Raw genomic sequence first — 25,085 nt, forward strand, 5'->3', positions numbered from 1 at the left:
TCAGCTCTCGATCGTCACGAAGTCGATCAGTTCCTCCACCCGCCCCAGCAGAGCTGGCTCCAAGTCCCGGTAGGAGTGCACCGACGCCAGGATCGCTTGCCAGGCCGCCCCGGTGTTCTCCGGCCAGCCCAGCGCCCGGCACACGCCCGTCTTCCAGTCCTGGCCGCGCGGGACCCTCGGCCACGCCTCGATGCCGACGGCGGACGGTTTCACCGCCTCCCACACGTCGATGTACGGGTGGCCCACGATCAGGACGCTCGCGTCCGAGACCTGCGCGGCGATACGGGACTCCTTCGAGCCGGGGACCAGGTGGTCGACCAGGATGCCGAGGCGGGCGTCGGCCGCCGGGGCGAAGTCCGCGACGATCGCGGGGAGGTCGTCGATGCCCTCCAGGTACTCGACGATCACGCCCTCGATGCGCAGGTCGTCGCCCCACACCCGCTCGACCAGTTCCGCGTCGTGACGCCCCTCGACGTAGATACGGCCCGCCCGCGCCACCCGCGCCCGCGCCCCCGGAACCGCCACCGAGCCCGACGCAGTACGGGCCGGGCGGGTCGGGGCGGGAGCGGCGGCGTCGGGGCGTACCAGCGTGACCACACGGCCCTCCAGGAGGAAGCCGCGGGCCTCCATCGGGAACACCCGGTGCTTGCCGAAACGATCCTCCAGGGTCACGACCGGGCCCTGCGCCGTCTTCTCGCAGCGGATCACCGCCCCGCAGAACCCGGTGGTGACCTCCTCCACGACAAGATCGGCCTCGGCGGGGACTTCGGGAGCGGGTGCGGTCTTCTTCCACGGGGGAGTGAGGTCCGGCCCGTACTGTCGGCTGCGCATGAGGGCCATTGTGGCCCGTCGCACACCCCGCCAAACAGCGCGTCACGCCACCCCGTCGCACCACCCCGTCACGCCACCCCCGCACGCGCCGCCAGCGCGTCCCGCTGCGCGCGGACGTAGGCCGCGTTCACCACCGCCCCGTGCCCCGGCACGTACGCCGCGTTCTCGCCGCCCAGTTCCAGCAGCCGGTCCAGGGCCGCCGGCCAGTGCGACGGGTGGGCGTCCGGGCCGGCCTGGGGCGGCCCCGACTCCTCGACCAGGTCGCCGCAGAAGACCACCTCGGGGTCGCCCGGCGCCAGGCCGGGTACCAGTACCGCCAGGTCGTGTCCGCTGTGCCCCGGTCCGACGTTCGCCAGCAGCACCTGTCGGCCGCCACCCAGGTCCAGCGTCCACTCGCCGCACACCGCGTGGTGCGGCGCCACCAGCAGATCCGCCGCCTCCGCCGCCGCCCCGGCGTCCACCCCGTGCCGGACCGCGTCGTCACGCAGGGCGTCCCGGTCCCGCCGCAGCAGCTCGCCGACGCCCACCGCCCCGTACACCTGCGTGCCCGCGAACACCGCCGTCCCCAGGACATGATCGAAATGGGGGTGCGTGAGAGCGATATGCGTCACTCTTCGCCCGGCCCCATGAGGACTCGGTGGGCTCAGGTCCGCCAGTAGGCGCTGCACCTGCCCGCGCAGCTCCGCGCCCTCGCGCAGCGTCGCCCCGGTATCGATCAGCAGCGCCCCGCCGCCGGCCCCTTCGCCCCCCGCCACCAGGCCGACCGTGGCGTCCCAGAGCGGCATGCGCCGCCGCCCGACACCCGCCGCGAGCCGCTCCCAGCCTGCCTCTTCCCACCGCACGTCCATACTCCGACGCTAGTCCCGCCCCCCACCCCCGCGCCCGCTGAACAGGTCCTTCGTGCGACACCGTGACCTGCCGCCCCTTGCTAGGGGTGCACCCCACCGCCGTACACTGACTCGGGAGACTGCTGGCACTCCCCCGCAGCGAGTGCCAGGCAGAAGCCGACGACCGACAGCTGGAGGTGTGCGCGATGCTCAGCGAACGCAGACTCGAGGTGCTGCGCGCCATCGTCCAGGACTACGTGGGCACCGAGGAGCCGGTGGGCTCCAAGGCGCTCACCGAGCGCCACAAGCTCGGCGTCTCCCCGGCCACCGTCCGCAACGACATGGCCGTCCTGGAGGACGAGGGCTTCATCGCGCAGCCCCACACCAGCGCCGGGCGCATTCCGACGGACAAGGGCTACCGCCTGTTCGTCGACAAGCTCGCCGGCGTCAAGCCCCTGTCGTCGCCCGAGCGCCGCGCCATCCAGAACTTCATGGACAAGGCGGTCGACCTCGACGACGTCGTGGCCCGTACGGTGCGGCTGCTCGCGCAGCTGACCCGGCAGGTCGCCGTCGTGCAGTACCCGTCGCTGACCCGGTCGACGGTGCGGCACGTGGAGCTGCTGTCGCTGGCGCCCGCCCGCCTGATGCTCGTGCTCATCACGGACACCGGACGGGTCGAACAGCGCATGATCGACTGCCCGGCCCCCTTCGGCGAGACGTCCCTGGCGGACCTGCGCGCCCGGCTCAACAGCCGGGTCGTGGGGCGCCGCTTCGCGGACGTACCGCAGTTGGTGCAGGACCTCCCCGATTCCTTCGAGGCGGAGGACCGGGGGACCGTCACGACGGTCCTGGCCTCCCTCCTGGAGACCCTGGTCGAGGAGACCGAGGAGCGGCTGATGATCGGCGGCACCGCCAATCTGACGCGCTTCGGGCATGATTTTCCCCTCACCATCCGGCCCGTGCTGGAGGCGCTGGAGGAGCAGGTCGTGCTCCTCAAGCTGCTCGGTGAGGCCACGGACTCAGGCATGACCGTACGAATCGGGCATGAGAACGCCCATGAGGGGCTGAGCTCCACGTCCGTCGTCGCAGTCGGCTACGGTTCGGGCGACGAAGCAGTCGCAAAACTCGGCGTGGTCGGACCGACCCGCATGGACTACCCCGGAACGATGGGAGCGGTACGCGCAGTGGCACGTTACGTCGGACAGATCCTGGCGGAGTCGTAAGTGGCCACGGACTACTACGCCGTACTCGGCGTGCGCCGCGACGCTTCCCAGGACGAGATCAAGAAGGCATTCCGACGGTTGGCGCGTGAGCTCCACCCGGACGTGAATCCCGATCCCAAGACGCAGGAACGCTTCAAGGAGATCAACGCCGCGTACGAGGTGTTGTCGGACCCGCAGAAAAAGCAGGTCTACGACCTCGGCGGCGACCCGCTCTCGCAGGCGGGCGGCGGAGCCGGCGGCTTCGGCCAGGGCGGCTTCGGGAACTTCTCGGACATCATGGACGCCTTCTTCGGTACGGCGTCCCAGCGCGGCCCGCGCTCGCGCACCCGCCGCGGCCAGGACGCCATGATCCGTCTGGAGATCGACCTCAACGAGGCGGCCTTCGGTACGACCAAGGAGATCCAGGTCGACACGGCCGTCGTGTGTACGACGTGCAGCGGCGAGGGTGCCGCCCCCGGCACCTCGGCGCAGACCTGCGACATGTGCCGTGGCCGTGGCGAGGTCTCGCAGGTCACCCGGTCCTTCCTGGGCCAGGTCATGACGTCGCGGCCCTGTCCCCAGTGCCAGGGCTTCGGGACGGTCGTACCCACGCCGTGCCCGGAGTGCGCGGGCGACGGACGGGTGCGCTCGCGCCGTACGCTCACGGTCAAGATCCCGGCCGGTGTCGACAACGGCACCCGCATCCAGCTCGCGGGCGAGGGCGAGGTCGGCCCGGGCGGTGGCCCCGCCGGTGACCTGTACGTCGAGATCCACGAGACGCCGCACGCGGTGTTCCAGCGGCGCGGCGACGATCTGCACTGCACGGTCACCATCCCGATGACGGCGGCCGCGATGGGCACGAAGTGCCCGCTGGAGACGCTCGACGGGATGGAGGACATCGACATCCGGCCCGGTACGCAGTCCGGCCAGTCGGTCCCGCTGCACGGGCGCGGCATCACGCACCTGCGCGGCGGCGGGCGCGGCGACCTCATCGTGCACGTCGAGGTGCTGACCCCGTCGAAGATGGACCCCCAGCAGGAGGACCTCCTGCGCCAGCTCGCCAAGCTCCGCGGCGAGGAACGGCCCACTGGGCAGTTCCAACCCGGGCAGCAGGGCTTGTTCTCCCGCTTGAAGGACGCGTTCAACGGGCGCTGACGCGGCCGAGTCGCCGGCCCGGGGTCCGGGGGTTGTCCCCGGGAGATGCAGCCAACGGGCGCTGACGGGAAACCAGCCTGTCCGGCGCTTGAGGACCGGGGTTCGGGGCGGAGCCCCGGGGGAGTGGGATTCGGCGCACCGCGGAGGGCATGAAACTATGCGTTCATGTCCTCCGCACTGACCGATCTCTGCCGTTATCCGATCGTGCAGGCCCCCATGGCGGGTGGCGCCTCCAGTCCTCAGCTCGCCGCTGCCGTCGCCGAGGCCGGCGGCCTCGGGTTCCTCGCCGCCGGGTACAAGACCGCCGACGGCATGTACGAGGAGATCAAGCAGCTGCGGGGCCTCACCGCCCACGCGTTCGGCGTCAACCTCTTCATGCCGCAGCCCGCTCACGCCGACCCCGCGTCCATCGACGTCTACCGCAATCAGCTGGCGGGCGAATCCGGCTGGTACGACACCCCGCTCGGCGAGTCGGACAACTCCTCCGACGACGGCTACGAAGCCAAGCTCGCGATCCTCATCGACGACCCCGTCCCCGTGGTCTCCTTCACGTTCGGCTGCCCCGCCAGGCCCGTCCTCGACGCGTTCGCCAAGGCCGGCACCGTCACCGTCGTCACGGTCACCACCCCCGAAGAGGCCCAGGCCGCCCAGTGGGCCGGCGCCGACGCCGTGTGCGTCCAGGGCATCGAGGCCGGCGGCCACCAGGGCACGCACCGCGACGACCCGCAGAGCGACCACACCGGCATCGGCCTGCTCTCCCTCGTCACGCTGATCCGCGAGACCGTGCAGCTGCCGATCGTCGCCGCGGGCGGCATCATGCGCGGCACGCAGATCAGCGCGGTGCTCGCGCTCGGCGCGGACATGGCACAGCTCGGCACGGCGTTCCTGGTCTGCCCCGAGTCGGGTGCGAACGCCCTGCACAAGCAGGCCATGACCAACCCGCTGTTCGTACGCACCGAACTCACCCGGGCGTTCTCCGGCCGCCCCGCCCGCGGCCTCGTCAACCGCTTCATGCGCGAGCACGGCCCGTACGCCCCCGCCGCCTATCCGGCGGTGCACCACATCACCTCCGGCCTGCGCAAGGCAGCGGCCAAGGCGGGCGACGCGCAGGGCATGGCGCTGTGGGCCGGGCAGGGGCACCGGCTGGCGCGGGAGTTGCCGGCCGGGCAGCTCGTCGAGGTCCTGGCCGCGGAGGCCGACGCGGCCCGCTCCGCGCTGGCGCTGCGCGGCGCGGGCGGTGCGGCGTGACGGCGCCGGTCTTCGTCGTCGACGCCGTACCGGCGAAGGGGCCGTACGTACTCGAAGGGCCCGAGGGCCGGCACGCGGTGTCCGTGAAGCGGCTGCACGCGGGTGAGGACGTCGTCCTGACGGACGGCCTCGGGGCGGGCGCAGCCGCGGTGGTGCTCGCGGCCGAGGGCAAGGACCGGCTCGTCGTCGAGGTGCGGGACGTCACGGCGGAGCCGCAGCCGGCGCCCCGTATCACCGTCGTACAGGCGCTGCCCAAGGGCGACCGAGGCGAACTGGCCGTAGAGACGATGACGGAGACCGGCGTCGACGTGATCGTGCCGTGGCAGGCGTCGCGCTGTATCACGCAGTGGCGCGGGGAGCGCGGCGCGAAGGCGCTCGCCAAGTGGCGGGCCACGGCGCGCGAGGCCGGCAAGCAGTCGCGCCGACTGCGCTTTCCCGAAGTCGCGGAGGCGGCAACGACCAAACAGGTGGCGGCGCTTCTGGCCACGGCGGACTTCGCGGCCGTCCTGCACGAGGACCCGACGGTGGGCAGTGAGGCGCTCGCCACCGCAGGCCTGCCGGCCGCGGGCTCCCTCGTGCTGGTCGTCGGCCCTGAGGGGGGCGTGTCGCCGGACGAGCTGGCGGTGTTCGCCGCCGCGGGCGCGAAACCGTACCGGCTGGGGCGCAGCGTCCTGCGTACGTCCACGGCCGGCACGGCGGCGACGGCCCTGTTGCTGGGCCGCACGGGCCGCTGGGCCTGAGGCCCCGCTTACGGCCTGGTGCGCGATAGGGGACGGGCCCGCGACGCCGGCTACGGCACCTCGCCGCGTTGGCGAAACGCCCTAATAGCTCCGCTATGAGGACGCTCCGCCGCCTTGCGATGCACCGCATCCGACGCCGCGGGCTGATCCGCCCCCTATCGCGCACCAGGCCGTTACCCTGCGCCTGCGGCGGCCGCGCCCAAGGGCCGCAGCACGCACGGCGGATAGCATGCGGCCATACTTGATCGGCAGATCAAGATCAGCCTGAACCCAGGAGACCAGAACCATGGCGGGACAACCTCAGGCGGACTGCCTGTTCTGCAAGATCGCCGCAGGAGACGTGCCGGCGGACGTCGTCCGTGAGTCGGACACCACCGTCGCGTTCCGCGACATCCACCCCCAGGCCCCGACGCACGTCCTGGTCATCCCCAAGGTCCACCACCCGGACGCCGCCTCGCTCGCCGCCGCCGAGCCGCAGATCCTCGCGGACGTGCTGGCCGAGGCGGGCCGCGTCGCCACCGACGAGAAGATCGACGGCACCGGGTACCGCGTGATCTTCAACACCGGCTCCGGAGCCGGCCAGACCGTCTTCCACGCGCACGCCCACGTCCTCGGCGGCCGCGGGCTCGCCTGGCCCCCCGGATAAGCCGAACAGACAAGCCGAACCAGACAAGCCGAATCAGGCAAGTCGAGGCAGACAGGTCGAGCAGACAAGTCGCGGCAGACAAGGCAGAGCACGTGTCCGTACGAGAACTGGTGGTCCTCGGCACCGCGAGTCAGGTCCCCACCCGGCACCGCAACCACAACGGCTACCTGCTGCGCTGGGACGGCGAGGGCATCCTCTTCGACCCCGGCGAGGGGACCCAGCGCCAGATGCTGCGCGCCGGGGTGGCCGCGCACGACATCAACCGGATCTGCGTCACCCACTTCCACGGCGACCACTCACTCGGCCTGGCCGGCGTGATCCAGCGCATCAACCTGGACCGGGTCCCGCACCCCGTCACCGCGCACTACCCGGCGAGCGGTCAGCGCTTCTTCGACCGCCTGCGGTACGCCACCGCCTACCGCGAGACGGTCCTGCTGACCGAGGCGCCGGTCGCCGCCGACGGGCCGCTGGCCACCGGGCCCTCGTACGTCCTCGACGCCCGCAGACTCTCGCACCCCGTCGAGTCGTACGGCTACCGGCTCACCGAGCCCGACGGGCGACGCATGCTGCCCGCGCTGCTCGCCGAGCACGGCATCAAGGGCCCCGACGTCGGCCGCATCCAGCGCGACGGCCGGCTCGGCGGGGTCACGCTCGACCAGGTCAGCGAGATGCGCCGCGGGCAGCGGTTCGCGTTCGTCATGGACACCCGGCTCTGCGACGGCGTGTACGCGCTCGCCGAGAGCTGCGACATGCTCGTCATCGAGTCGACCTTCCTCGACGGAGACCACCGACTGGCCGCCGACCACGGTCACCTGACCGCCGGACAGGCCGGCCGGGTGGCCCACGAGGCGGGCGTACGCCACCTCGTCCTCACCCACTTCTCGCAGCGCTACGGCGACCCCGAGGCCTTCGAACTCCAGGCGCGCGCTGCCGGGTTCGACGGCGAGCTGACCGTCGCCGCCGATCTGCTGCGCGTCCCCCTGCCCAAGCGCCACCATTGAGCCCTGAACGAGAAGATCCCCCATGCACCTCCCCAAGGCCGAACTGCACCTCCACATCGAAGGCACCCTCGAACCCGAGCTGGCCTTCGAACTCGCCGCCCGCAACGCGGTGCTGCTGCCCCACTCCACCACCGAGGAGCTGCGCCACGCCTATCTCTTCGACGACCTCCAGTCCTTCCTCGACCTGTACTGCGCGCTGATGCCGGTCCTGTGCACCGAGGACGACTTCGACCGGCTCGCGGACGCCTACCTGACGCGCGCCGCCGCCCAGGGCGTGCGCCACGCGGAGATCTTCTTCGACCCGCAGGCGCACACCGCGCGCGGGGTGGACATCGGGGTGGTGATCGAGGGACTCGCCCGCGCGCTGGACCGCAGCGAGGAGCGGCACGGCATCTCCACGCAGCTGATCATGTGCTTCCTGCGCGACCAGTCCGCCGCGTCGGCGCTGGCCACCCTGGACGCCGCCAAGCCGTACCTGCACCGCATCACGGCGGTCGGCCTGGACTCGGCCGAGGTCGGCAACCCGCCGTCGAAGTTCCGCGAGGTGTACGAGGCGGCCGGGGCGCTGGGGCTGCGGAAGGTAGCGCACGCGGGGGAGGAGGGCCCGCCGGCGTACATCAGGGAGGCCCTGGACATCCTCGGCGTCGAGCGTATCGACCACGGGCTGCGCGCCATGGAGGACCCGGAGCTGGTGGAGCGACTGGTGCGGGAGCGGGTGCCGCTGACGCTGTGCCCGCTGTCGAACGTACGGCTGCGGGCCATCGAAGTACTGGAGGAGCATCCGCTGCCGCAGATGATGGCAGCCGGGATGCTGGTCACCGTGAACTCCGACGACCCCGCCTACTTCGGCGGGTACGTCGGCGACACCTTCCACGCGGTGCGTGAAGCGCTCGGCCTGGACCAGGAGCAGCTGCGCGAACTCGCCCGCAACTCCTTCCTGGCGGCCTTCCTCGACCACGACGAGGAGCGCAGGGCGGCCTACCTCGCCGAGGTCGACGCGTACGTCTTCTGAGGTGGCAGGCCGCAGGGCCGCAGACCTCCGTCGCATCGCCGCAAGCCCCGGCGAACACCCATCGTGCACACTTGCCCGAGAGGTGGTGGCACCCTGCGGCGCCCTGCGACGGCGCGCGTGGCACCACCTCTGATCCCCACCACGGCACGGGAGCACAGGGTGAGCACGGTGAGACAGCACGCAGCGGCCACGGACGACGGCGCCACGGACGACGGCGCCCCGCACCACGGCGCCCCGCACCACGGCGCCCCGCACCACGGCGCCCCGCACCACGGGGCCGTGCACGATGGGGCCGCGCACCTCGATCCGCTGGATGGCCTGCGCGCACCCGGTGGCCCCTGCTGCGACGTGTTCCTCACCGGCACGGTCTTCCTCGACATCATCTTCACCGGCCTCGACAGCGCCCCCGTGCGCGGCACCGAGTCCTGGGCGCGCGGCATGGGGTCGAGCCCCGGTGGCGTCGCGAACATGGCCACCGCCCTGGCCCGCCTCGGCCTGCGCACGTCGCTGGCCGCCGCCTTCGGCGACGACCACTACGGCGAGTACTGCTGGGACGCGCTCGCGGACGGCGAAGGCATCGACCTGAACATGTCACGGACAGTGCCCGGCTGGCACTCCCCGGTCACCGTGTCGATGGCGTACGAAGGCGAGCGCACCATGATCTCCCACGGACACGAGGCCCCACCGCCCGCCGAGCCCGGCCCGTTCCCCGACTGCCCGCCCCGCGCTCGGGCCGCCATCGCCGCACTGACGCCGGGCCGGATGGAGGCGTGGATCGCCTCGGCGGCCCGGCGCGGCGCCAAGGTCTTCGCCGACGTCGGCTGGGACGAGACCGGCCGCTGGGACCTGGCGGGCCTGGCCGACCTGGAACACTGCGAGGCGTTCCTGCCCAACGCCGAGGAGGCGATGCGCTACACCCGTACCGACTGCCCGCGCGCCGCCGCCCGAGCCCTGGCCGAGAAGGTGCCGGTCGCCGTCGTCACGCTGGGCGCTGAGGGTGCGTACGCCGTGGACGGGGCGACGGGGGAGACCGCCGAGGTTCCCGCCATCGCCGTCGAAGCCCTCGACCCGACCGGCGCCGGAGACGTCTTCGTCGCCGGATTCGTCACCGGTACGCTCGCGGGCTGGCCACTCGCCGACCGGCTCGCCTTCGCCGGGCTGACCGCCGCCCTGTCGGTGCAGGAGTTCGGCGGATCACTGTCGGCGCCCGGCTGGTCGGAGGTCGCCGGCTGGTGGCAGCAGGTCCAGGCCGTCGAAGGCCAGGACCCGCAGGCGCTGCGCCGGTACGCCTTCCTGGACGGTCTGCTGCCGGCCGCGGACCGCGTGTGGCCGCTGCGCAGGGCGGTCCCGACGATCGGCTTCCGCCGGCCGGCCTGAGATCCGCCGTCCTGCCCACCCGCGCGATCACCAGCCGCGCCCACCCACCGGCGCGATCACCAGCCGCGCACACCCACCCGCGACGCGACCACAGCCCCACTCCACCCGCACCCGCGCGCCCGTGCGAAAAGCCCTCGGCCTTGTCAGTGCGCCGACGTACGCTTGGTCTTCCAGAGGTTGTCGAGCAGCGAGAACCCTGCAACGGGAGGTATGCGCAGGCCACAGTGCCGGCCCATGACTCAGACACCCACACACCCGCAGGCCAGCGCCCGGTTCACCGTCCCCGCCAGGCACCCCATGGTGACGGTACTCGGATCCAGCGACTCCCTGCTGCGCGTGATCGAGAAAGCCTTCCCGGCGGTCGACATCCATGTCCGGGGCAATGAAGTCAGCGCGGTTGGTGACGCGGCGGATGTCGCCCTGATCCAGCGCCTGTTCGACGAGATGATGCTGGTGCTCCGCACCGGACAGCCGATGACGGAGGACGCAGTGGAACGCTCGATCGCCATGCTCAGGGCGGGCGAGAACGGGGACGGCCCGGACGAGACCCCGGCCGAAGTGCTCACGCAGAACATCCTCTCCTCGCGCGGCCGCACCATCCGCCCCAAGACGCTCAACCAGAAGCGGTACGTCGACGCCATCGACAAGCACACCATCGTCTTCGGCATCGGCCCCGCCGGCACCGGCAAGACGTACCTCGCCATGGCCAAGGCGGTCCAGGCCCTGCAGTCCAAGCAGGTCACCCGGATCATCCTGACCAGGCCGGCTGTCGAGGCCGGCGAGCGGCTCGGCTTCCTGCCCGGCACGCTCTACGAGAAGATCGACCCGTACCTGCGCCCGCTCTACGACGCACTGCACGACATGCTCGACCCCGACTCGATCCCCCGCCTGATGGCGGCCGGCACGATCGAGGTCGCCCCGCTCGCCTACATGCGAGGCCGCACCCTGAATGATGCTTTTATCATTCTGGACGAGGCGCAGAACACCAGCGCCGAGCAGATGAAGATGTTCCTGACGCGGCTCGGCTTCGACTCGAAGATCGTCATCACGGGCGACGTCACCCAGGTCGACCTGCCCGGCGGCACGAAGAGCGGCCTGCGGCAGGTCCAGCACATCCTGGACGACGTTGAGGACGTGCACTTCTCCCGGCTCACGTCGCAGGATGTCGTCCGGCACAAGCTGGTCGGCCGTATCGTCGACGCGTACGAGAAGTACGACGACAGTCAGAGCAACGGGAAGTAGTAGATCCAGCACCATGTCGATCGATGTCAACAACGAGTCCGGAACCGAGGTCGACGAGCGGGCGATCCTCGACATCGCCCGCTACGCACTCTCCCGGATGCGGATCCACCCGCTCTCCGAACTGTCGGTGATCGTCGTGGACACGGCCGCGATGGAGCAGCTGCACATGCAGTGGATGGACCTCTCCGGTCCGACCGATGTCATGTCCTTCCCGATGGACGAACTGCGTCCGCCGGCCAAGGACGACGAGGAGCCCCCGCAGGGGCTCCTCGGTGACATCGTGCTCTGCCCCGAAGTCGCCCGGAAGCAGGGCGCGGAGGCCGACACGGAGCACTCGATGGACGAGGAACTACAGCTCCTCACCGTCCACGGCGTGCTGCACCTGCTCGGTTACGACCACGAGGAGCCGGACGAGAAGGCCGAGATGTTCGGCCTCCAGGCGGCCATCGTGGACGGCTGGCGGTCGGACAAGGGCCTGACTGGCCCGTCCCCCGCACCGACCGTTTCATGACCGCGCAACTGATCGTCGGCGCCGTCCTGCTGGTAGTCGTCGCCTGGCTGGCCGCGTGCGCGGAGGCAGGCATCGCCCGTGTCTCCAGCTTCCGGGCCGAAGAGGCCGTACGGTCGGGCCGGCGCGGCAGCGCGAAGCTGGCGCAGGTCGCCGCCGACCCGACGCGCTACCTGAACGTCGCCCTGCTGATGCGGGTGGTCTGCGAAATGGCCGCCGGTGTCCTCGTGACGTACGCCTGCCTGCGCACCTTCGACGAGACGTGGAAGGCACTGGCCGTCGCCATCGCGGTGATGGTCCTCGTGTCGTACGTCGCCGTGGGCGTCTCGCCGCGCACCATCGGCCGCCAGCACCCGCTGAGCACCGGGACCGCCTCGGCGTACGTCCTGCTGCCGCTCGCCCGCATCATGGGCCCCGTCCCGCAACTGCTCATCCTCATCGGCAACGCGCTGACCCCCGGCAAGGGCTTCCGCAAGGGCCCCTTCGCCAGCGAGGCCGAGCTGCGCGCCATGGTCGACCTGGCGGAGCAGGAATCCCTGATCGAGGACGACGAGCGCCGCATGGTGCACTCCGTCTTCGAGCTCGGTGACACGCTCGTGCGTGAGGTGATGGTCCCCAGGACCGACCTGATCGCCATCGAGCGCTTCAAGACGATCCGTCAGACCCTGACCCTCGCCCTGCGCTCCGGTTTCTCCCGCATCCCGGTGACCGGCGAGAACGAGGACGACATCGTCGGCGTCGTCTACCTCAAGGACCTGGTCAAGAAGACCCACATCAACCGCGACTCCGAGTCCGACCTGGTCTTGACCGCGATGCGCCCCGCCGTCTTCGTCCCCGACACGAAGAACGCGGGCGACCTGCTGCGCGAGATGCAGCAGCAGCGCAACCACGTCGCCGTCGTCATCGACGAGTACGGCGGCACGGCCGGCATCGTCACCATCGAGGACATCCTCGAAGAGATCGTCGGCGAGATCACCGACGAGTACGACCGCGAACTGCCGCCCGTGGAAGAGCTGGACGACGGCTGCTACCGGGTGACGGCCCGCCTCGACATCGGTGACCTCGGCGAACTCTTCGGCTTCGAGGAGTACGACGACGACGACGTCGAAACGGTCGGCGGGCTGCTCGCGAAGGCGCTCGGCCGGGTGCCGATCGCCGGCGCGTCCGCGACCGTGAACCTCCCCGACGGGCGTGCGCTGCGCCTGACGGCGGAGTCCCCGGCCGGCCGCCGCAACAAGATCGTCACCGTGCTGGTGGAGCCGGAGGACAAGGAGCAGCCGTGACCCCGCAGGAGCTCAGGGCGTTCTGCCTGGAATTCAACGCGGCGACCGAGGAGTTTCCCTTCCGCCCCGAGGTCTCCGTCTTCAAGGTGCTCGGGAAACTCTTCGCCCTGAGCTCCCTGGACGCCGAACCCCTCACCAGCAACCTCAAGTGCGATCCGGACATCGCGGTGCAACTCCGCGAGGAGCACGCGGAGATCGTCCCCGGCTACCACATGAACAAGCGCCACTGGAACACGGTCACCGTCGGCGGGCAGCTCCCGGACCGCATGGTCCGGGAGCTGATCGAGGACTCGTACGACCTGGTGGTGGCGGGCCTTCCGAAGGCTGAACGCCTACGCCTGGACCGACCCTGACCCCCACGGCCCGCCCCCGACACCCGCTAGCCCCGCCCCTTCCTGAGGCCCACCGCCACGAGCACCGCCGCCACCAGCACCAGGACGGCGTCCACGGCGAGCACGGTGCGTACGCCGTCGAAGAGCGCCCCCTGCGTGGTGGCCAGCACCCCCAGCAGCGGGATGCCGACCGTGATGCCGACCTGCTGGGTGGTGGTGACCAGGCCGGTCGCCAGACCCTGCTCCTCGTCCGGCACATCGGACGTCACGATCACGCCGTACGAGATGATCGCGCCCAGGTGGCCCATGCTCGCCACCGAGACGGCGACCGTGGCCAGGATCGCGCCCGACGAGGTGCCGACGCCGAGCAGGGCGCCGACGAACACGCCCTGGACGACCAGCGAGCCGACCAGCGTGCGGCGAGCCCCGAAGCGACCGATGACCTTCGGGACGTACGAGCCCCCGATCGCGGACGCCACGCCCTGCACGCCGAAGACGAGGCCGGTCTGGAGGGCTGAGAGCCTCAGCACGTCCTGGAGGTAAAGCGTGAGGACGAACACGACCGTGCTCATCATCGAGAACGTCACCAGCCCGCCCAGGTTGCCCCAGGCCACCGTGCGGCGCCGCAGCATCGGCAGCGACACCAGGGGCTGGACCGCGCGGGACTCGACGTACCCGAAGGCGGTCAGCAGGGCGACGCCGACGATCAGCGTCACCAGCACGTCGGCGCCACCGAAGCCGTGCTCGGCGGCCGTCGACAGGGCGTAGATCAGCGCGAGCAGACCGCCGGTGACGGTGACCGCGCCGGGAATGTCCAGCCGCGGCCGCTCGGGGGTGGGGGCACCTCCCATGCCTTTAAGGCTATGGAGGGGGGCACCTCCCATGTCCTTAAGGCTATGGGGGCGGGACTCGGACAGCAGGCCCGGCGCGAGTACGAGCACGAGCACCGCCGCCACGGCCAGCAGCCCCATCGTGGAGCGCCAGCCCAGGGTGTCGGTCATGACGCCGCCCAACACCATGCCGACAGTGAAGCCGAGCGAGAGCAGCGTGCCGCTGATGCCCAGCGCCCGGGCGCGCTGAGGGCCTTCGGGAAAGGTGGTGGTCAGCAGGGACATGCCGGTCGGCACGATCGCGGCGGCGCCCAGCCCCTGAAGCGCCCGCCCGACGAGGAACGACGCCGGGTCCCAGGCGAATGTCGCCAGCAGCGAGGCGGTGCCGAAGACGGCCAGGCCGGTCAGGAACAGCTTGCGGCGGCCGAAGAGGTCGGCGATCCGGCCGAAGAGCAGGAGGAAACCGCCGGACGGGAGGGCGAACGCGGTGACCGCCCACTGGAGCGCGGACCGGCTCATGCCGAGGTCCCTGCCGAGGACGGGCAGCGCCACGTTCAGAACGGAGAAGTCGAGGGCCACCATGAACTGGGCGGCGCACAGCACGAAGAGGACCAGCCTGGCGCGACCCGAGAGCCGGGGCGGGGCGGAGACTTCGGGGGTGCCGGGGGAGGTTGGTGTGCCCGGTGTGGGAGCGGAGGTGTCGATTGCCATGGTCCCCACCTTCGGGCCGCCGGAATAGCCGTGGGGAGCGGGAACTTATCCTGTTGGTGCAGCCACCAGGCAGCCGGACAGGGGGAGTAGGGACGTGGGTACAGCGGTCGGTCCCAAGGCGGGCGGTCCCAGGACGCTCGGTCCCAAGGCGCACCGCCTCGGCGAACTGCGCGAGTTCCTGATGAGCAGACGCGCCCGGGTCAGCCCCGAGGAGGCCGGACTTCCACCGGGCGGCGCCCGGCGGCGCACGCCGGGACTGCGCCGTGAGGAGGTCGCGGTGCTCGCGGGCGTCGGGGTCTCCTGGTACCAGTGGCTGGAGCAGGGCAGGGACATCACCGTCTCGCCTCAGGTGCTCGACTCGGTGGGGCGGGTGCTGCGGCTGAGCAGCGTGGAGCGCCGTCACCTGTACGTCCTGGCCGGGCTTAACCCGCCCGCGCCCGAGGTCGATCCGAGCCAGGCGGACATGTGCGGGGGCCTGCACCGGCTCATCGACGCCTGGATGCCGTACCCGGCGCACATCATGGACGCGTACTGGAACACGGTCATGTACAACGACGCGGCCGCGGCGGTCCTGGGCATGCGGCCCGGGGGCCGGACGCAGAACTGCCTGGTCGCGTTCTTCACCGACCCGATCTACCGGGCCCGGGCGAAGAGCTGGGAGCAGAACGCGGCGTACGTCGTCGCGCAGTACCGGGCGGCGTGCTCCGAGCACCCGCACGACGAGGGGTTCCGGGCGGTCGTCGACGAAGTGTCGGCGCTTTCACCGGAGTTCGTACGGTTGTGGCAGCGGCGGGACATCGCGCCCGGCGGTCAGGTCCGCAAGGAGCTGGAGCATCCGGTCGCCGGCACGCTGATCCTGGAAGGGACACAGCTGCGAGTGCCGGCCCGCCCCGACCTGACGATCGTGCTGCACACCGCGCTGCCGGAGGCTGAGACGGCGGCGAAGCTGGAGTGGCTGGCCTCGTCGGAGGGGCGGCGCGGCTCGCTGTACCCGGTCGCGGGCTGAGCCGTCGGCGCTCCTTATGCTCGGGGCATGACTGAGACCACGCCGAGCACCGAACTCGACTCCGAGGACCGCAAGATCATCACGCTGGCGCGCAGCGCGCGGGCGCGGAACGGGGTGCCGGAGGGGGCGGCGGTCCGGGACGAGACGGGCCGTACGTACGTGGCGGGCACGGTCGACCTGGACTCCCTCAAGCTCAGCGCCCTGCGCACGGCGGTCGCGATGGCGGTGGCCAGCGGGGCGAAGTCGCTGGAGGCGGCAGCGGTGGTGACGGCGGCGGAGGTGGCGACGGCGACGGACGAGGACCGGGCGGCGGTACGGGACTTGGGCGGGCCTGCGACGCCGGTGCTTGTGGCGGGGCCGGACGGGACGCTGCGGGCCCGAGTCACCGCGGGCTGACGTTCGGGGCGGCGGCGAGCCGGCGGGGGCCCGCGCCTTTCGACGCTGAGCCGGGGGCAGGGGCGGCCTGCGGCGCTCTCCCCTACCCGGTCCCGGCTGTGACACTGTGCGGCTCCACCGCGTGGGGGCTCCGCCCCGGACCCCGGTCCTCAAACGCCGGGCGGGCTGAAAGTGGCCGCACATCCGCTCGGGCCGGGCATCTGCGACCCGTGTGACCAGCGTCACCATCGCCGCCACGAGGGGGCCGGGCGACCCCCGGACCGCGCTCCCGCCGCCCACCTCGAGCCCCCGCAACGGCCCACCTCCGGGACCTTCGGCCCGAGCCGTACGGCCCCCGGGCACTCGCCGCCCTGCCGGGCCGAAAGGCTCGCCGCACCCTCCCCAAGGTCCGTGGATCACGGCGCCCCGCCCTGCCACGGTGGAGACATCCCCCGCCCCCGAACAAAGGCGTACAGCGTGTTCTCCTCCCTCACCCGCACCCCCCTCGCCCGCCGCATCACCGGTTCCGTCGTCGCCGCAGGTGTGACCGGCGTGATGGTGCTCGCCGGCGCCGCCGGCGCGTCCGCCGCCCCGGCGGCAGCCGCCCCCACCGCAGCCTCGGGAGCCGACTGGTCCGCGGTCGCGGAGTGCGAGTCCGGTGGCGACTGGAACGCCAATACGGGCAACGGCTTCTCCGGCGGCCTCCAGTTCACCCCGTCCACGTGGAGCGCGTACGGCGGCACCGAGTACGCCCCGAGCGCTGACCAGGCCTCCGCCCAGGAACAGGCCGCCGTCGCCGACAAGGTGCTGGCCGGCCAGGGTCCCGGCGCCTGGCCCGTGTGCGGTGCCAAGGCCGGCCTGGGCTGACCCGCCGCCGCTCCGCCGGGACGCCCGGGCCGGCACTCTGGTCGGCCCGGCCGCGTACATCGGGGAGAATGGCACGCATGAGCGCTCGCACCCAGTCTTCCGAGGCCCCCCACCGGGCCGGCTTCGCCTGCTTCGTCGGCCGCCCGAACGCGGGCAAGTCCACCCTGACGAACGCTCTGGTCGGCCAGAAGGTGGCCATCACCTCCAGCCGCCCGCAGACCACCCGCCACACCGTGCGCGGGATCGTGCACCGCCCTGAGGCGCAGCTGATCCTGGTCGACACCCCGGGGCTGCACAAGCCGCGCACCCTGCTGGGCGAGCGGCTCAACGACGTCGTACGCACCACCTGGGCCGAGGTCGACGTGATCGGCTTCTGCCTGCCGGCCGACCAGAAGCTCGGCCCCGGCGACAAGTTCATCGCGAAGGAACTCGCCGGCATCCGGAAGACGCCGAAGATCGCGATCGTCACCAAGACCGACCTCGTCGACTCCAAGCAGCTCGCCGAGCAGCTCATCGCCATCGATCAGCTCGCCACGGAGCTCGGCTTCGAGTGGCAGGAGATCGTTCCGGTGTCGGCCGTCAGCGGCAGCCAGGTCTCGCTCCTCGCCGACCTGCTGGTCCCGCTGCTGCCCGAGAGCCCGCCGCTGTACCCGGAGGGCGACCTCACCGACGAGCCCGAGATGGTCATGGTCGCGGAGCTGATCCGCGAGGCCGCTCTCGAAGGGGTACGGGACGAACTGCCGCACTCCATCGCGGTCGTCGTCGAGGAGATGCTGCCGCGCGAGGACCGTCCGGCCGACCGGCCGTTGCTGGACATTCACGCGAACGTCTACATCGAGCGCCCCAGCCAGAAGGGCATCATCATCGGCCCCAAGGGCCAGCGCCTGAAGGACGTCGGCACGAAGTCGCGCAAGCACATCGAGGCGCTGCTGGGTACGCCCGTCTTCCTCGACCTGCATGTGAAGGTCGCCAAGGACTGGCAGCGCGACCCGAAGCAGCTGCGCAAGCTCGGTTTCTAGACGGGCTCGGCTTCCATCGCGGTTCCCACCTGCCTGAACCCCGCCCGCGCGTAGATCCGCGCCACCGCGTCGTCCGTCGCCGTCAGGAACACGGTGCGTACGCCCCGCCCCCGCGCGTCCGCGGCCAGCGCCGCCGTGACCGCCACCGCGAGGCCGCGCCGGCGTGCGGCGGGCAGGGTGCCGATGCCGACGATCGGGTGCGTACGCCCCGCCCCCGCGCGTCCGCGGCCAGCGCCGCCGTGACCGCCACCGCGAGGCCGCGCCGGCGTGCGGCGGGCAGGGTGCCGATGCCGACGATCTCGGTGACGGCGCCGACCGGGTTGTACTGGCCCGCGCAGAGCACGACGCCGTCCTCGACTGCTGCCGCCACCACGGTCAGGCCGGCCTTCATCCTGGTGGCCAGGCGTTCCAGCGAGCCGTCGCCGTCGCGGGCGCCGATCTCCGCGGCCAGTTCGGTGGGGCCCGCCGGCCCCACCGCAGTGCCGGGGTCCGCGAAGGCGAGGTGCCGCGCCGCGAGTGCGCCGGGCAGCACCGGGTCGTCGGAGGCCAGTACCCGGACCAGCGAATGCGGCGAGGGCTCCTCGCGGCTCTCCAGCAGCATCAGGGGGCGCGCCTGCACACCGAGGCCGGTGGCCTCAAGCGCCCCGCGCAGCGCGGGAGTTGTCTCCGGTACCCATTCGAACGTCTCCGGCAGGCCCAGCTCCCGCTGCCGCGCCCTGACCCGATCCACGTCGGCGGCGGTCACCGGGGCGCCGGTCCACCCCCGGGTGGGCCGGGCGTAGAAGGGGAATCCGCCGCTCCCTGCCCGTACGAACAGGGTCAGCGGACCGAAGTCCTCGGCGCGCGCACCGGAGCGCGGCACCGAGTCGTAGAACAGCTCGAACTCGGCAAGAAGGTCGGCGGTGTTCTCGGTGTTCTCGGTGTCCGGGGTGCTGGTAGAAGTCATCGGGGCATCAGAGCACCCGCAGGGTCGCTCACGCACCTTCTTTCAGGAGCCGGGAGACGAGCCGGCGCTGGGCCTCGGTCAGCTGTGGGTCCGCGCAGTGGACGGTCGTCCCGTCGACGGTGATCTCGTACTGGAACCCGTCGGGTACGCCCACCGGCGAGCCGGGGCCGGGAGCGAGCGCCGCTTCGGCCAGGGCGTGCCACTCGCCGGCGTCGGGCCGCGCCGTGGTGTCCACCTCGGCCCGGCGCTCGATGCCGGCGAATCCGCCCGTACGCCTCACCTGAATCAGCATGGGGATGGTTTTAGTACAGAAGCGGCCCAGTACGGAAGCGGCCCCGTACCGAGGCCCCGCACGGAAGCGGCTCAGCCGGTGGGCACGCCGACCGTGGACCACGCCTTGAGCAGCGCCTGGTGCTCCGCTCCGGCACCGAAACGGGTCTGCGCCGCAGCCGTCGTGGCGCGCGCGAAGTCGGCGAAGCTCGCGTCGACCTGCAGAGTCCCGGCGGTCAGGGTGTCGTACCAGATCAGTCCCGCCCGCTCCCACGCCTTGCCGCCCAGAGCGGTGGCGAGCAGGTAGAAGGCGTGGTTGGGGATGCCGGAGTTGATGTGCACGCCGCCGTTGTCCCGGCCGGTGCGTACGTAGTCGTCCATCGTCGCGGGCTGCGGGTCCTTGCCGAGCACGTCGTCGTCGTACGCCGTACCGGGCGCCTTCATGGAGCGCAGGGCCACGCCGGTGACGCGCTCGGTGAAGAGGCCGGCGCCGATCAGCCAGTCGGCCCGGTCGGCCGTCTCGTCGTTGACGTACTGCTTGACCAGGGAACCGAAGACGTCGGACACGGACTCGTTGAGCGCGCCGGGCTGTCCGAAGTAGCTGAAGTTGGCCGTGTACTGGGTCAGGCCGTGGGCCAGTTCGTGTGCGATCACGTCCACCGGGAGGGTGAAGTCGCGGAAGATCTCGTCACCGTCGCCGAAGACCATCTGCTCGCCGTCCCAGAAGGCGTTCCCGTAGTTCTCGCCGTAGTGGACGCTGGCGTCGAGCGGCAGGCCGGTGCTGTCGACGGAGTCGCGGCCGAAGGCGGTCAGCAGGAGTTCGAAGGTCGCGCCGAGACCGGCGTACGCCCGGTTGACGGTGGCGTCCCGGACGGGTTCGTCGCCCTCGCCGCGCACCTTGCGGCCCGGCAGCTCCTGCCCGTTCTGGGCGTCGCAGACCGTGCGGTGCGGCGCCGGGGCGGGGGTTCCGCGGGGCGGGGCGCCGGGGGCCCCGAGGACGGTGGTCAGCCGGCGGCGGGTGCGCTGCGCGGCGTCGGCCTCCAGGGTCCGGCGGGCGGGTCCGGCGAGCGCCGGGTCCTCGGACCGGGCCAGCCGGTCGAGGACATGGGGCGGCACGATGGTGCAGAAAACGGGATGAGTGGTGTTCATGGCGGCAATCTCGCACCAGGTAACCGTCCTGTCACTGGTTGCCACGATGATTGCTGAAATCGAGTGAAGCATCACGCTTCGCCCGTTACCGGGCGCCGGTCCCGCATACTGATACGCAGCGGCGCACGCGCCGCCCCTGGGCTAGGCTGCGGCACATCATGCGTTACGGGCTGCTTCTCCTTAGCTGCCGCGGCGAGGGTCTGTACTTGTAGGCCGACCCCCTCCCCGCGGAGTCTGGTGCTGCAGTGACACCGTCGGCCGTCCCCTCCGCAGGACACCGAGGAGCCCTACGCGATGAACGCCCCTGTTTCGCCCGTCGGCCGCCCCACCCCCATCACCAACGCGACGCAGCTGCAGAAGCCGTCCGGGATGCCGGTCCACAAGTACCGGCCGTACGAAGCCGTCGAGATCCCCGACCGCACCTGGCCCGAGCAACGCGTCACCAAGGCGCCCCGCTGGCTGTCCACCGACCTGCGGGACGGCAACCAGGCCCTGATCGACCCCATGTCGCCGGCCCGCAAGCGCGAGATGTTCGACCTGCTCGTACGCATGGGCTACAAGGAGATCGAAGTCGGCTTCCCGTCGTCCGGCGAGACCGACTTCAACTTCGTACGCTCCATCATCGAAGAGGGCGCGATCCCCGAGGACGTGACGATCTCCGTCCTGACCCAGGCGCGCGAGGAGCTGATCGAGCGCACGGTCGAGTCGCTGCGCGGAGCCCACCGCGCGACCGTGCACCTGTACAACGCCACCGCGCCGACCTTCCGCCGGGTCGTCTTCCGGGGCTCGAAGGAGCAGGTCAAGCAGATCGCGGTGGACGGCACCCGGCTGGTGATGGAGTACGCCGACAAGATCCTGGGCCCCGAGACGGTCTTCGGCTACCAGTACAGCCCGGAGATCTTCACCGACACCGAACTGGACTTCGCCCTGGAGGTCTGCGAGGCCGTCTGCGACGTCTGGCAGCCCGAGGAAGGCCGGGAGATCATCCTGAACCTGCCCGCCACGGTGGAGCGTTCGACCCCGTCCACGCACGCGGACCGCTTCGAGTGGATGTCGCGGAAGCTGTCCCGCCGCGAGCACGTCTGCCTGTCCGTGCACCCGCACAACGACCGGGGCACCGCCGTCGCCGCAGCCGAGCTGGCGATCATGGCGGGCGCAGACCGGATCGAGGGCTGCCTGTTCGGGCAGGGGGAGCGGACCGGCAACGTCGACCTGGTGACGCTGGGCATGAACCTGTTCTCCCAGGGCGTCGACCCGCAGATCGACTTCTCGCAGATCGACGACATCCGGCGCACCAGCGAGTACTGCAATCAGATGGAGGTCCACCCGCGCCACCCCTACGCGGGCGACCTGGTCTACACCGCCTTCTCCGGCTCCCACCAGGACGCCATCAAGAAGGGCTTCGACGCGCTGGAGGCCGACGCGGCTGCGCAGGGCAGGACCGTCGACGACATCGAGTGGGCCGTGCCGTACCTGCCGATCGACCCGAAGGACGTGGGGCGCTCCTACGAGGCGGTCATCCGGGTCAACTCGCAGTCCGGCAAGGGCGGTATCGCGTACGTCCTGAAGAACGACCACAAGCTGGAACTGCCGCGCCGCATGCAGATCGAGTTCTCGCGGATCATCCAGGCCAAGACCGACGCCGAGGGCGGCGAGGTCACGCCGAAGGCGATCTGGTCGGTCTTCCAGGACGAGTACCTGCCCAACGCGGGCCACGAGTGGGGCCGTATCCAGCTGCGTTCCGGCCAGACCACCACCGACACGGACGGCATCGACACGCTGACCGTCGAGGCGGTCGTGGACGGCGCCGAGACGGTGCTGACCGGCGCGGGGAACGGTCCGATCTCGGCCTTCTTCGAGGCGCTGGGCGCGGTCGGTGTGGACGCCAGGCTGCTGGACTACCAGGAGCACACGATGAGTGAGGGCGCCAGCGCCCAGGCCGCGTCGTACATCGAGTGCGCGATCGACGGCAAGGTCCTGTGGGGCATCGGCATCGACGCCAACACCACGCGCGCGTCGCTGAAGGCGGTCGTCTCGGCGGTGAACCGGGCCACGCGATAGCACGCCGACCGAGCGCCGGGCGGGCCGTTTTTTCGGCCACGTCCGGCGTTTCGCGTGATGCTTGTCGTGACAGGGTGCTGACGCGACATCACTGATGTGGCTAACATCACGTCAATGCGGCAGTGTTGCCGGAGCGTTACGGAGGTGCGACGTGCTGCCAGCCCGAAGGCGGAAACAATGCGTATGGGGCATTCGCACCGCTTGGAGCACGATCGGCGACGGTGATTTCTTCTGCCCGGGCTGTGGCGGCGACCGCAACTACCGCCGCCGTACGGGCCGCAGACGCCTCACGGTGCTCGGCCTGCCGCTGCTGTCGCGCGGCAGCACGGGCCCGGTCGTCGAATGCGCCGCCTGCCAGGGCCACTTCAGCACCGAGGCGCTCAACCACCCCACCACCGTGCGGTTCTCCGCGATGCTCCGCGACGCCGTCCACACGGTCGCCCTCGCGGTCCTTCTCGCCGGCGGCACGTCCTCGCGTACGGTGCGGGTCACCGCCGTCGCCGCGGTGCGCGCCGCGGGCTACGACGACTGCACCGAGGACCAGCTCACCACCCTCATCGAGGCCCTCGCCGCCGACACCGGACGCCTCCCCGGGGCGTACGAGGCGCCCAGCGAGCCGTGCGGCGCCGCACTCGCCATCGAACTGCACGAGGCACTGGAACCGCTCGCCCCGCACCTGGCCGCCGCGGGCCGGGAGTCGATCCTGCTTCAGGGCGCCGCGATCGCGCTCGCCGACGGCCCGTACAGCGCCGGCGAACGCGAGGTGCTGGCCATCGTCGGCCGTGCGCTGCTCATTGCCCCGGACGACACGGTCCGGCTGCTCAGGGCCGCGCGCACGGCCTCCTGAGCACCCTGAACATCCTGAACAGGCGTGATCAGTCCTGGGCCGGGGCCGCCGGTACGGGCCTGCTGGCCAGGAGCATGTCCGCGCGCTCGACGATCTTGACTCGCTCGCGGCCCTGCGTGGTGCCCAGGGCGCGCTCGGCGGTGTCGAGGTGGTGCCAGCCCTCCCATGTCGTGTACGCGACCTCCTTGTCGTCCAGGAAGCCCGTCACGGCGTCCTCGGCGGGCGCCGCCGGGTCGGGGAGCCGGCCCTCGCGGTGGTCGGCGAGGAGGTTGGCGACCGTCTCGTTGGCGTCGCCCTTGGTGTGGCCGATCAGGCCGACCGGGCCACGCTTGATCCAGCCCGTGACATACGTCGACGTGAGGTGCTCGTCGGCCTCGACGACCCGGCCGCCCTCGTGCGGGACGGTGCCCGTGGTGAAGTCGAAGGGCAGCTTAGGGAGTTCGTCGGAGAGGTAGCCGACCGCGCGGTAGACGGCCCCCACGTCCCAGGTGTGGAACTCGCCCGTGCCGGTGACGTTGCCCGTGCCGTCGAGCCGTGTCCGCTCGGTGCGCAGGCCGACGACCCTGCCGTCCTCGCCGACGACCTCGGTGGGCGACTCGAAGAAGTGCAGGAACAGCTTGTGGGGGCGCTCGCCGACGTCCCGGATCGCCCAGTTCTCCAGCGTCTTGGCGACCATGTCCGCTTGCTTGTTGGCGCGGCGAGTGGCGATGGAGCCCTCGTCGTAGTCGATGTCCTCGGGGTTGACGACGACCTCGATGTTCGGCGAGTGGTCCAGCTCGCGAAGCTCCATCGGGCTGAACTTCGCCTGCGCGGGGCCGCGGCGGCCGAAGACATGCACTTCGAGTGCCTTGTTGGCGGCCAGCCCGTCGTAGACGTTCGGCGGGATCTCGGTCGGCAGCAACTCGTCGGCGGTCTTGGCGAGGATGCGGGCCACGTCCAGGGCGACATTGCCGACGCCGAGCACGGCGACCTTCTCGGCCTCCAGCGGCCAGGTGCGGGCGACGTCGGGGTGGCCGTCGTACCAGGAGACGAAGTCGGCGGCCCCGTACGAGCCGTCGAGTCCGATGCCGGGTATGTCCATCGCCCGGTCGGCGCTCGCACCGGTGGAGAAGATCACCGCGTCGTAGAACGTGCGGAGGTCGTCCACGCCGATGTCGGACGGGTAGTCGACGTTGCCGAAGAGCCGCACCTGCGGCTTGTCCAGGACCTGGTGCAGAGCGGTGATGATGCCCTTGATGCGGGGGTGGTCAGGGGCGACGCCGTACCGGATCAGCCCGAAGGGGGCCGGCATGCGCTCGAAGAGGTCGATGGACACCCCGGGGTCGGCGGCGGCGTCGGACTTCAGCAGGGCGTCGGCGGCGTAGATGCCGGCGGGGCCGGCACCGACGATCGCGACCCGCAGGGGGCGGGGCATGGGTGTTCCCTTCGAGCGGTGGCATTCGAGCATGGCATTCGAACGGCGACAGGTGTCTTCCGCCAGCCTAGGCAGTGAGATGACCGCTCAGGTACGTGACCCGTGCCTATGACCTCATAAGCGGACCTTATGGCCTCTCAAAGACAGCCTTCCCGGCGGTCGGCCGGGCCCGGCACGGAAACGGCC

The 25,085-nt window shown here is 71.3% G+C and carries 26 protein-coding genes; 18 read left to right on the plus strand and 8 right to left on the minus strand.

Features of this window, described 5'->3' with window-relative positions; translation table 11 throughout:
• Positions 1-831, minus strand: coding sequence for a DUF3097 domain-containing protein (locus tag ACU6WZ_RS19910; RefSeq protein WP_447029436.1), 831 nt, complete (start codon positions 829-831; stop codon positions 1-3).
• Between the two features lie 68 nt (positions 832-899).
• Positions 900-1,679: an MBL fold metallo-hydrolase gene (locus ACU6WZ_RS19915; RefSeq protein WP_447029437.1), complete on the minus strand. Its 780-nt coding sequence runs from the start codon at positions 1,677-1,679 to the stop codon at positions 900-902.
• A gap of 185 nt (positions 1,680-1,864) precedes the next feature.
• Here ACU6WZ_RS19915 and hrcA point away from each other — a divergent pair, with 185 nt between their 5' ends.
• The 12 genes from hrcA (at position 1,865) to ACU6WZ_RS19975 (ending at position 13,425) form a co-directional block, all read left to right on the plus strand.
• On the plus strand, positions 1,865-2,881 hold the full coding sequence (gene hrcA, locus ACU6WZ_RS19920) for a heat-inducible transcriptional repressor HrcA (RefSeq protein ID WP_447029439.1): 1,017 nt from the start codon (positions 1,865-1,867) through the stop codon (positions 2,879-2,881).
• Entirely contained in the window at positions 2,882-4,015 is a 1,134-nt protein-coding gene (gene dnaJ / locus ACU6WZ_RS19925; protein ID WP_447029440.1) for a molecular chaperone DnaJ, read from the plus strand. It begins immediately after the preceding gene.
• Between the two features lie 165 nt (positions 4,016-4,180).
• On the plus strand, positions 4,181-5,263 hold the full coding sequence (locus ACU6WZ_RS19930) for a nitronate monooxygenase (protein WP_447029441.1): 1,083 nt from the start codon (positions 4,181-4,183) through the stop codon (positions 5,261-5,263).
• Entirely contained in the window at positions 5,260-6,003 is a 744-nt protein-coding gene (locus ACU6WZ_RS19935) for a 16S rRNA (uracil(1498)-N(3))-methyltransferase (RefSeq protein WP_447029442.1), read from the plus strand. The genes ACU6WZ_RS19930 and ACU6WZ_RS19935 overlap by 4 nt, the downstream gene beginning before the upstream one ends.
• A gap of 286 nt (positions 6,004-6,289) precedes the next feature.
• Positions 6,290-6,649, plus strand: coding sequence for a histidine triad nucleotide-binding protein (locus ACU6WZ_RS19940; protein ID WP_447029443.1), 360 nt, complete (start codon positions 6,290-6,292; stop codon positions 6,647-6,649).
• Positions 6,650-6,741: 92 nt separating this feature from the next.
• The gene (locus ACU6WZ_RS19945) at positions 6,742-7,650 is read left to right on the plus strand and encodes a ribonuclease Z (protein WP_447029444.1); all 909 of its coding nucleotides are present in this window, start codon (positions 6,742-6,744) and stop codon (positions 7,648-7,650) included.
• Between the two features lie 22 nt (positions 7,651-7,672).
• Positions 7,673-8,662, plus strand: a complete 990-nt coding sequence (locus tag ACU6WZ_RS19950; protein WP_447029445.1) for an adenosine deaminase — start codon at positions 7,673-7,675, stop codon at positions 8,660-8,662.
• A gap of 279 nt (positions 8,663-8,941) precedes the next feature.
• Positions 8,942-10,039 (plus strand): carbohydrate kinase family protein, encoded by a 1,098-nt coding sequence (locus ACU6WZ_RS19955; RefSeq protein WP_447034149.1) that lies wholly within the window; start codon positions 8,942-8,944, stop codon positions 10,037-10,039.
• Positions 10,040-10,273: 234 nt separating this feature from the next.
• The gene (locus ACU6WZ_RS19960; protein ID WP_447029446.1) at positions 10,274-11,281 is read left to right on the plus strand and encodes a PhoH family protein; all 1,008 of its coding nucleotides are present in this window, start codon (positions 10,274-10,276) and stop codon (positions 11,279-11,281) included.
• A 13-nt stretch (positions 11,282-11,294) separates the two neighbouring features.
• Positions 11,295-11,792 (plus strand): rRNA maturation RNase YbeY, encoded by a 498-nt coding sequence (gene ybeY / locus ACU6WZ_RS19965; RefSeq protein WP_447029448.1) that lies wholly within the window; start codon positions 11,295-11,297, stop codon positions 11,790-11,792.
• Positions 11,789-13,072 carry a hemolysin family protein gene (locus ACU6WZ_RS19970; protein WP_447029449.1) on the plus strand — a complete coding sequence of 428 codons (1,284 nt, stop codon included), beginning with the start codon at positions 11,789-11,791 and terminating at the stop codon, positions 13,070-13,072. Before ybeY ends, ACU6WZ_RS19970 begins: the two co-directional genes overlap by 4 nt.
• A complete protein-coding gene (locus tag ACU6WZ_RS19975; RefSeq protein ID WP_447029450.1) occupies positions 13,069-13,425 on the plus strand; it encodes an MmcQ/YjbR family DNA-binding protein in 357 nt (118 codons plus the stop codon). The genes ACU6WZ_RS19970 and ACU6WZ_RS19975 overlap by 4 nt, the downstream gene beginning before the upstream one ends.
• Positions 13,426-13,451: 26 nt before the next feature.
• On the opposite strand, the gene ACU6WZ_RS19980 is transcribed toward ACU6WZ_RS19975, so the two are convergent.
• Positions 13,452-14,945 carry an MFS transporter gene (locus ACU6WZ_RS19980; RefSeq protein WP_447029451.1) on the minus strand — a complete coding sequence of 498 codons (1,494 nt, stop codon included), beginning with the start codon at positions 14,943-14,945 and terminating at the stop codon, positions 13,452-13,454.
• Positions 14,946-15,126: 181 nt separating this feature from the next.
• Here ACU6WZ_RS19980 and ACU6WZ_RS19985 point away from each other — a divergent pair, with 181 nt between their 5' ends.
• The 4 genes from ACU6WZ_RS19985 to era all read left to right on the plus strand — a co-directional run bounded on the left by ACU6WZ_RS19985 (position 15,127) and on the right by era (position 18,212).
• Positions 15,127-15,951 (plus strand): helix-turn-helix transcriptional regulator, encoded by an 825-nt coding sequence (locus tag ACU6WZ_RS19985; protein WP_447034150.1) that lies wholly within the window; start codon positions 15,127-15,129, stop codon positions 15,949-15,951.
• Positions 15,952-15,978: 27 nt separating this feature from the next.
• Positions 15,979-16,347, plus strand: coding sequence for a cytidine deaminase-like protein (locus ACU6WZ_RS19990; RefSeq protein ID WP_447029452.1), 369 nt, complete (start codon positions 15,979-15,981; stop codon positions 16,345-16,347).
• A gap of 456 nt (positions 16,348-16,803) precedes the next feature.
• On the plus strand, positions 16,804-17,193 hold the full coding sequence (locus tag ACU6WZ_RS19995) for a transglycosylase family protein (RefSeq protein WP_447029453.1): 390 nt from the start codon (positions 16,804-16,806) through the stop codon (positions 17,191-17,193).
• A gap of 77 nt (positions 17,194-17,270) precedes the next feature.
• Positions 17,271-18,212 (plus strand): GTPase Era, encoded by a 942-nt coding sequence (gene era / locus ACU6WZ_RS20000; RefSeq protein ID WP_447029454.1) that lies wholly within the window; start codon positions 17,271-17,273, stop codon positions 18,210-18,212.
• Here era and ACU6WZ_RS20005 read toward each other — a convergent pair.
• From ACU6WZ_RS20005 to ACU6WZ_RS20020, 4 genes are all read right to left on the minus strand, one after another.
• Positions 18,209-18,358 carry a hypothetical protein gene (locus ACU6WZ_RS20005; protein WP_447029455.1) on the minus strand — a complete coding sequence of 50 codons (150 nt, stop codon included), beginning with the start codon at positions 18,356-18,358 and terminating at the stop codon, positions 18,209-18,211. The two genes, era and ACU6WZ_RS20005, sit on opposite strands and share 4 nt — an antisense overlap.
• On the minus strand, positions 18,295-19,158 hold the full coding sequence (locus tag ACU6WZ_RS20010; protein ID WP_447029456.1) for a GNAT family N-acetyltransferase: 864 nt from the start codon (positions 19,156-19,158) through the stop codon (positions 18,295-18,297). The genes ACU6WZ_RS20005 and ACU6WZ_RS20010 overlap by 64 nt, the downstream gene beginning before the upstream one ends.
• 28 nt (positions 19,159-19,186) lie before the next feature.
• Complete coding sequence (locus tag ACU6WZ_RS20015; protein ID WP_447029458.1) at positions 19,187-19,450, minus strand: protealysin inhibitor emfourin; 264 nt, start codon at positions 19,448-19,450, stop codon at positions 19,187-19,189.
• Between the two features lie 71 nt (positions 19,451-19,521).
• A complete protein-coding gene (locus ACU6WZ_RS20020) occupies positions 19,522-20,577 on the minus strand; it encodes a M4 family metallopeptidase (protein WP_447029459.1) in 1,056 nt (351 codons plus the stop codon).
• A gap of 294 nt (positions 20,578-20,871) precedes the next feature.
• Here ACU6WZ_RS20020 and leuA point away from each other — a divergent pair, with 294 nt between their 5' ends.
• Together leuA and ACU6WZ_RS20030 are read left to right on the plus strand one after the other, a co-directional pair.
• The gene (gene leuA, locus ACU6WZ_RS20025) at positions 20,872-22,638 is read left to right on the plus strand and encodes a 2-isopropylmalate synthase (RefSeq protein WP_447029460.1); all 1,767 of its coding nucleotides are present in this window, start codon (positions 20,872-20,874) and stop codon (positions 22,636-22,638) included.
• Between the two features lie 151 nt (positions 22,639-22,789).
• Positions 22,790-23,485 (plus strand): TerB family tellurite resistance protein, encoded by a 696-nt coding sequence (locus ACU6WZ_RS20030; protein WP_447029461.1) that lies wholly within the window; start codon positions 22,790-22,792, stop codon positions 23,483-23,485.
• A 28-nt stretch (positions 23,486-23,513) separates the two neighbouring features.
• Here ACU6WZ_RS20030 and ACU6WZ_RS20035 read toward each other — a convergent pair whose 3' ends face one another.
• Positions 23,514-24,899, minus strand: a complete 1,386-nt coding sequence (locus tag ACU6WZ_RS20035) for an FAD-dependent oxidoreductase (protein WP_447029462.1) — start codon at positions 24,897-24,899, stop codon at positions 23,514-23,516.
• Positions 24,900-25,085 lie beyond the last annotated feature (186 nt).

It is taken from the genome of Streptomyces hypolithicus (assembly GCF_052934925.1).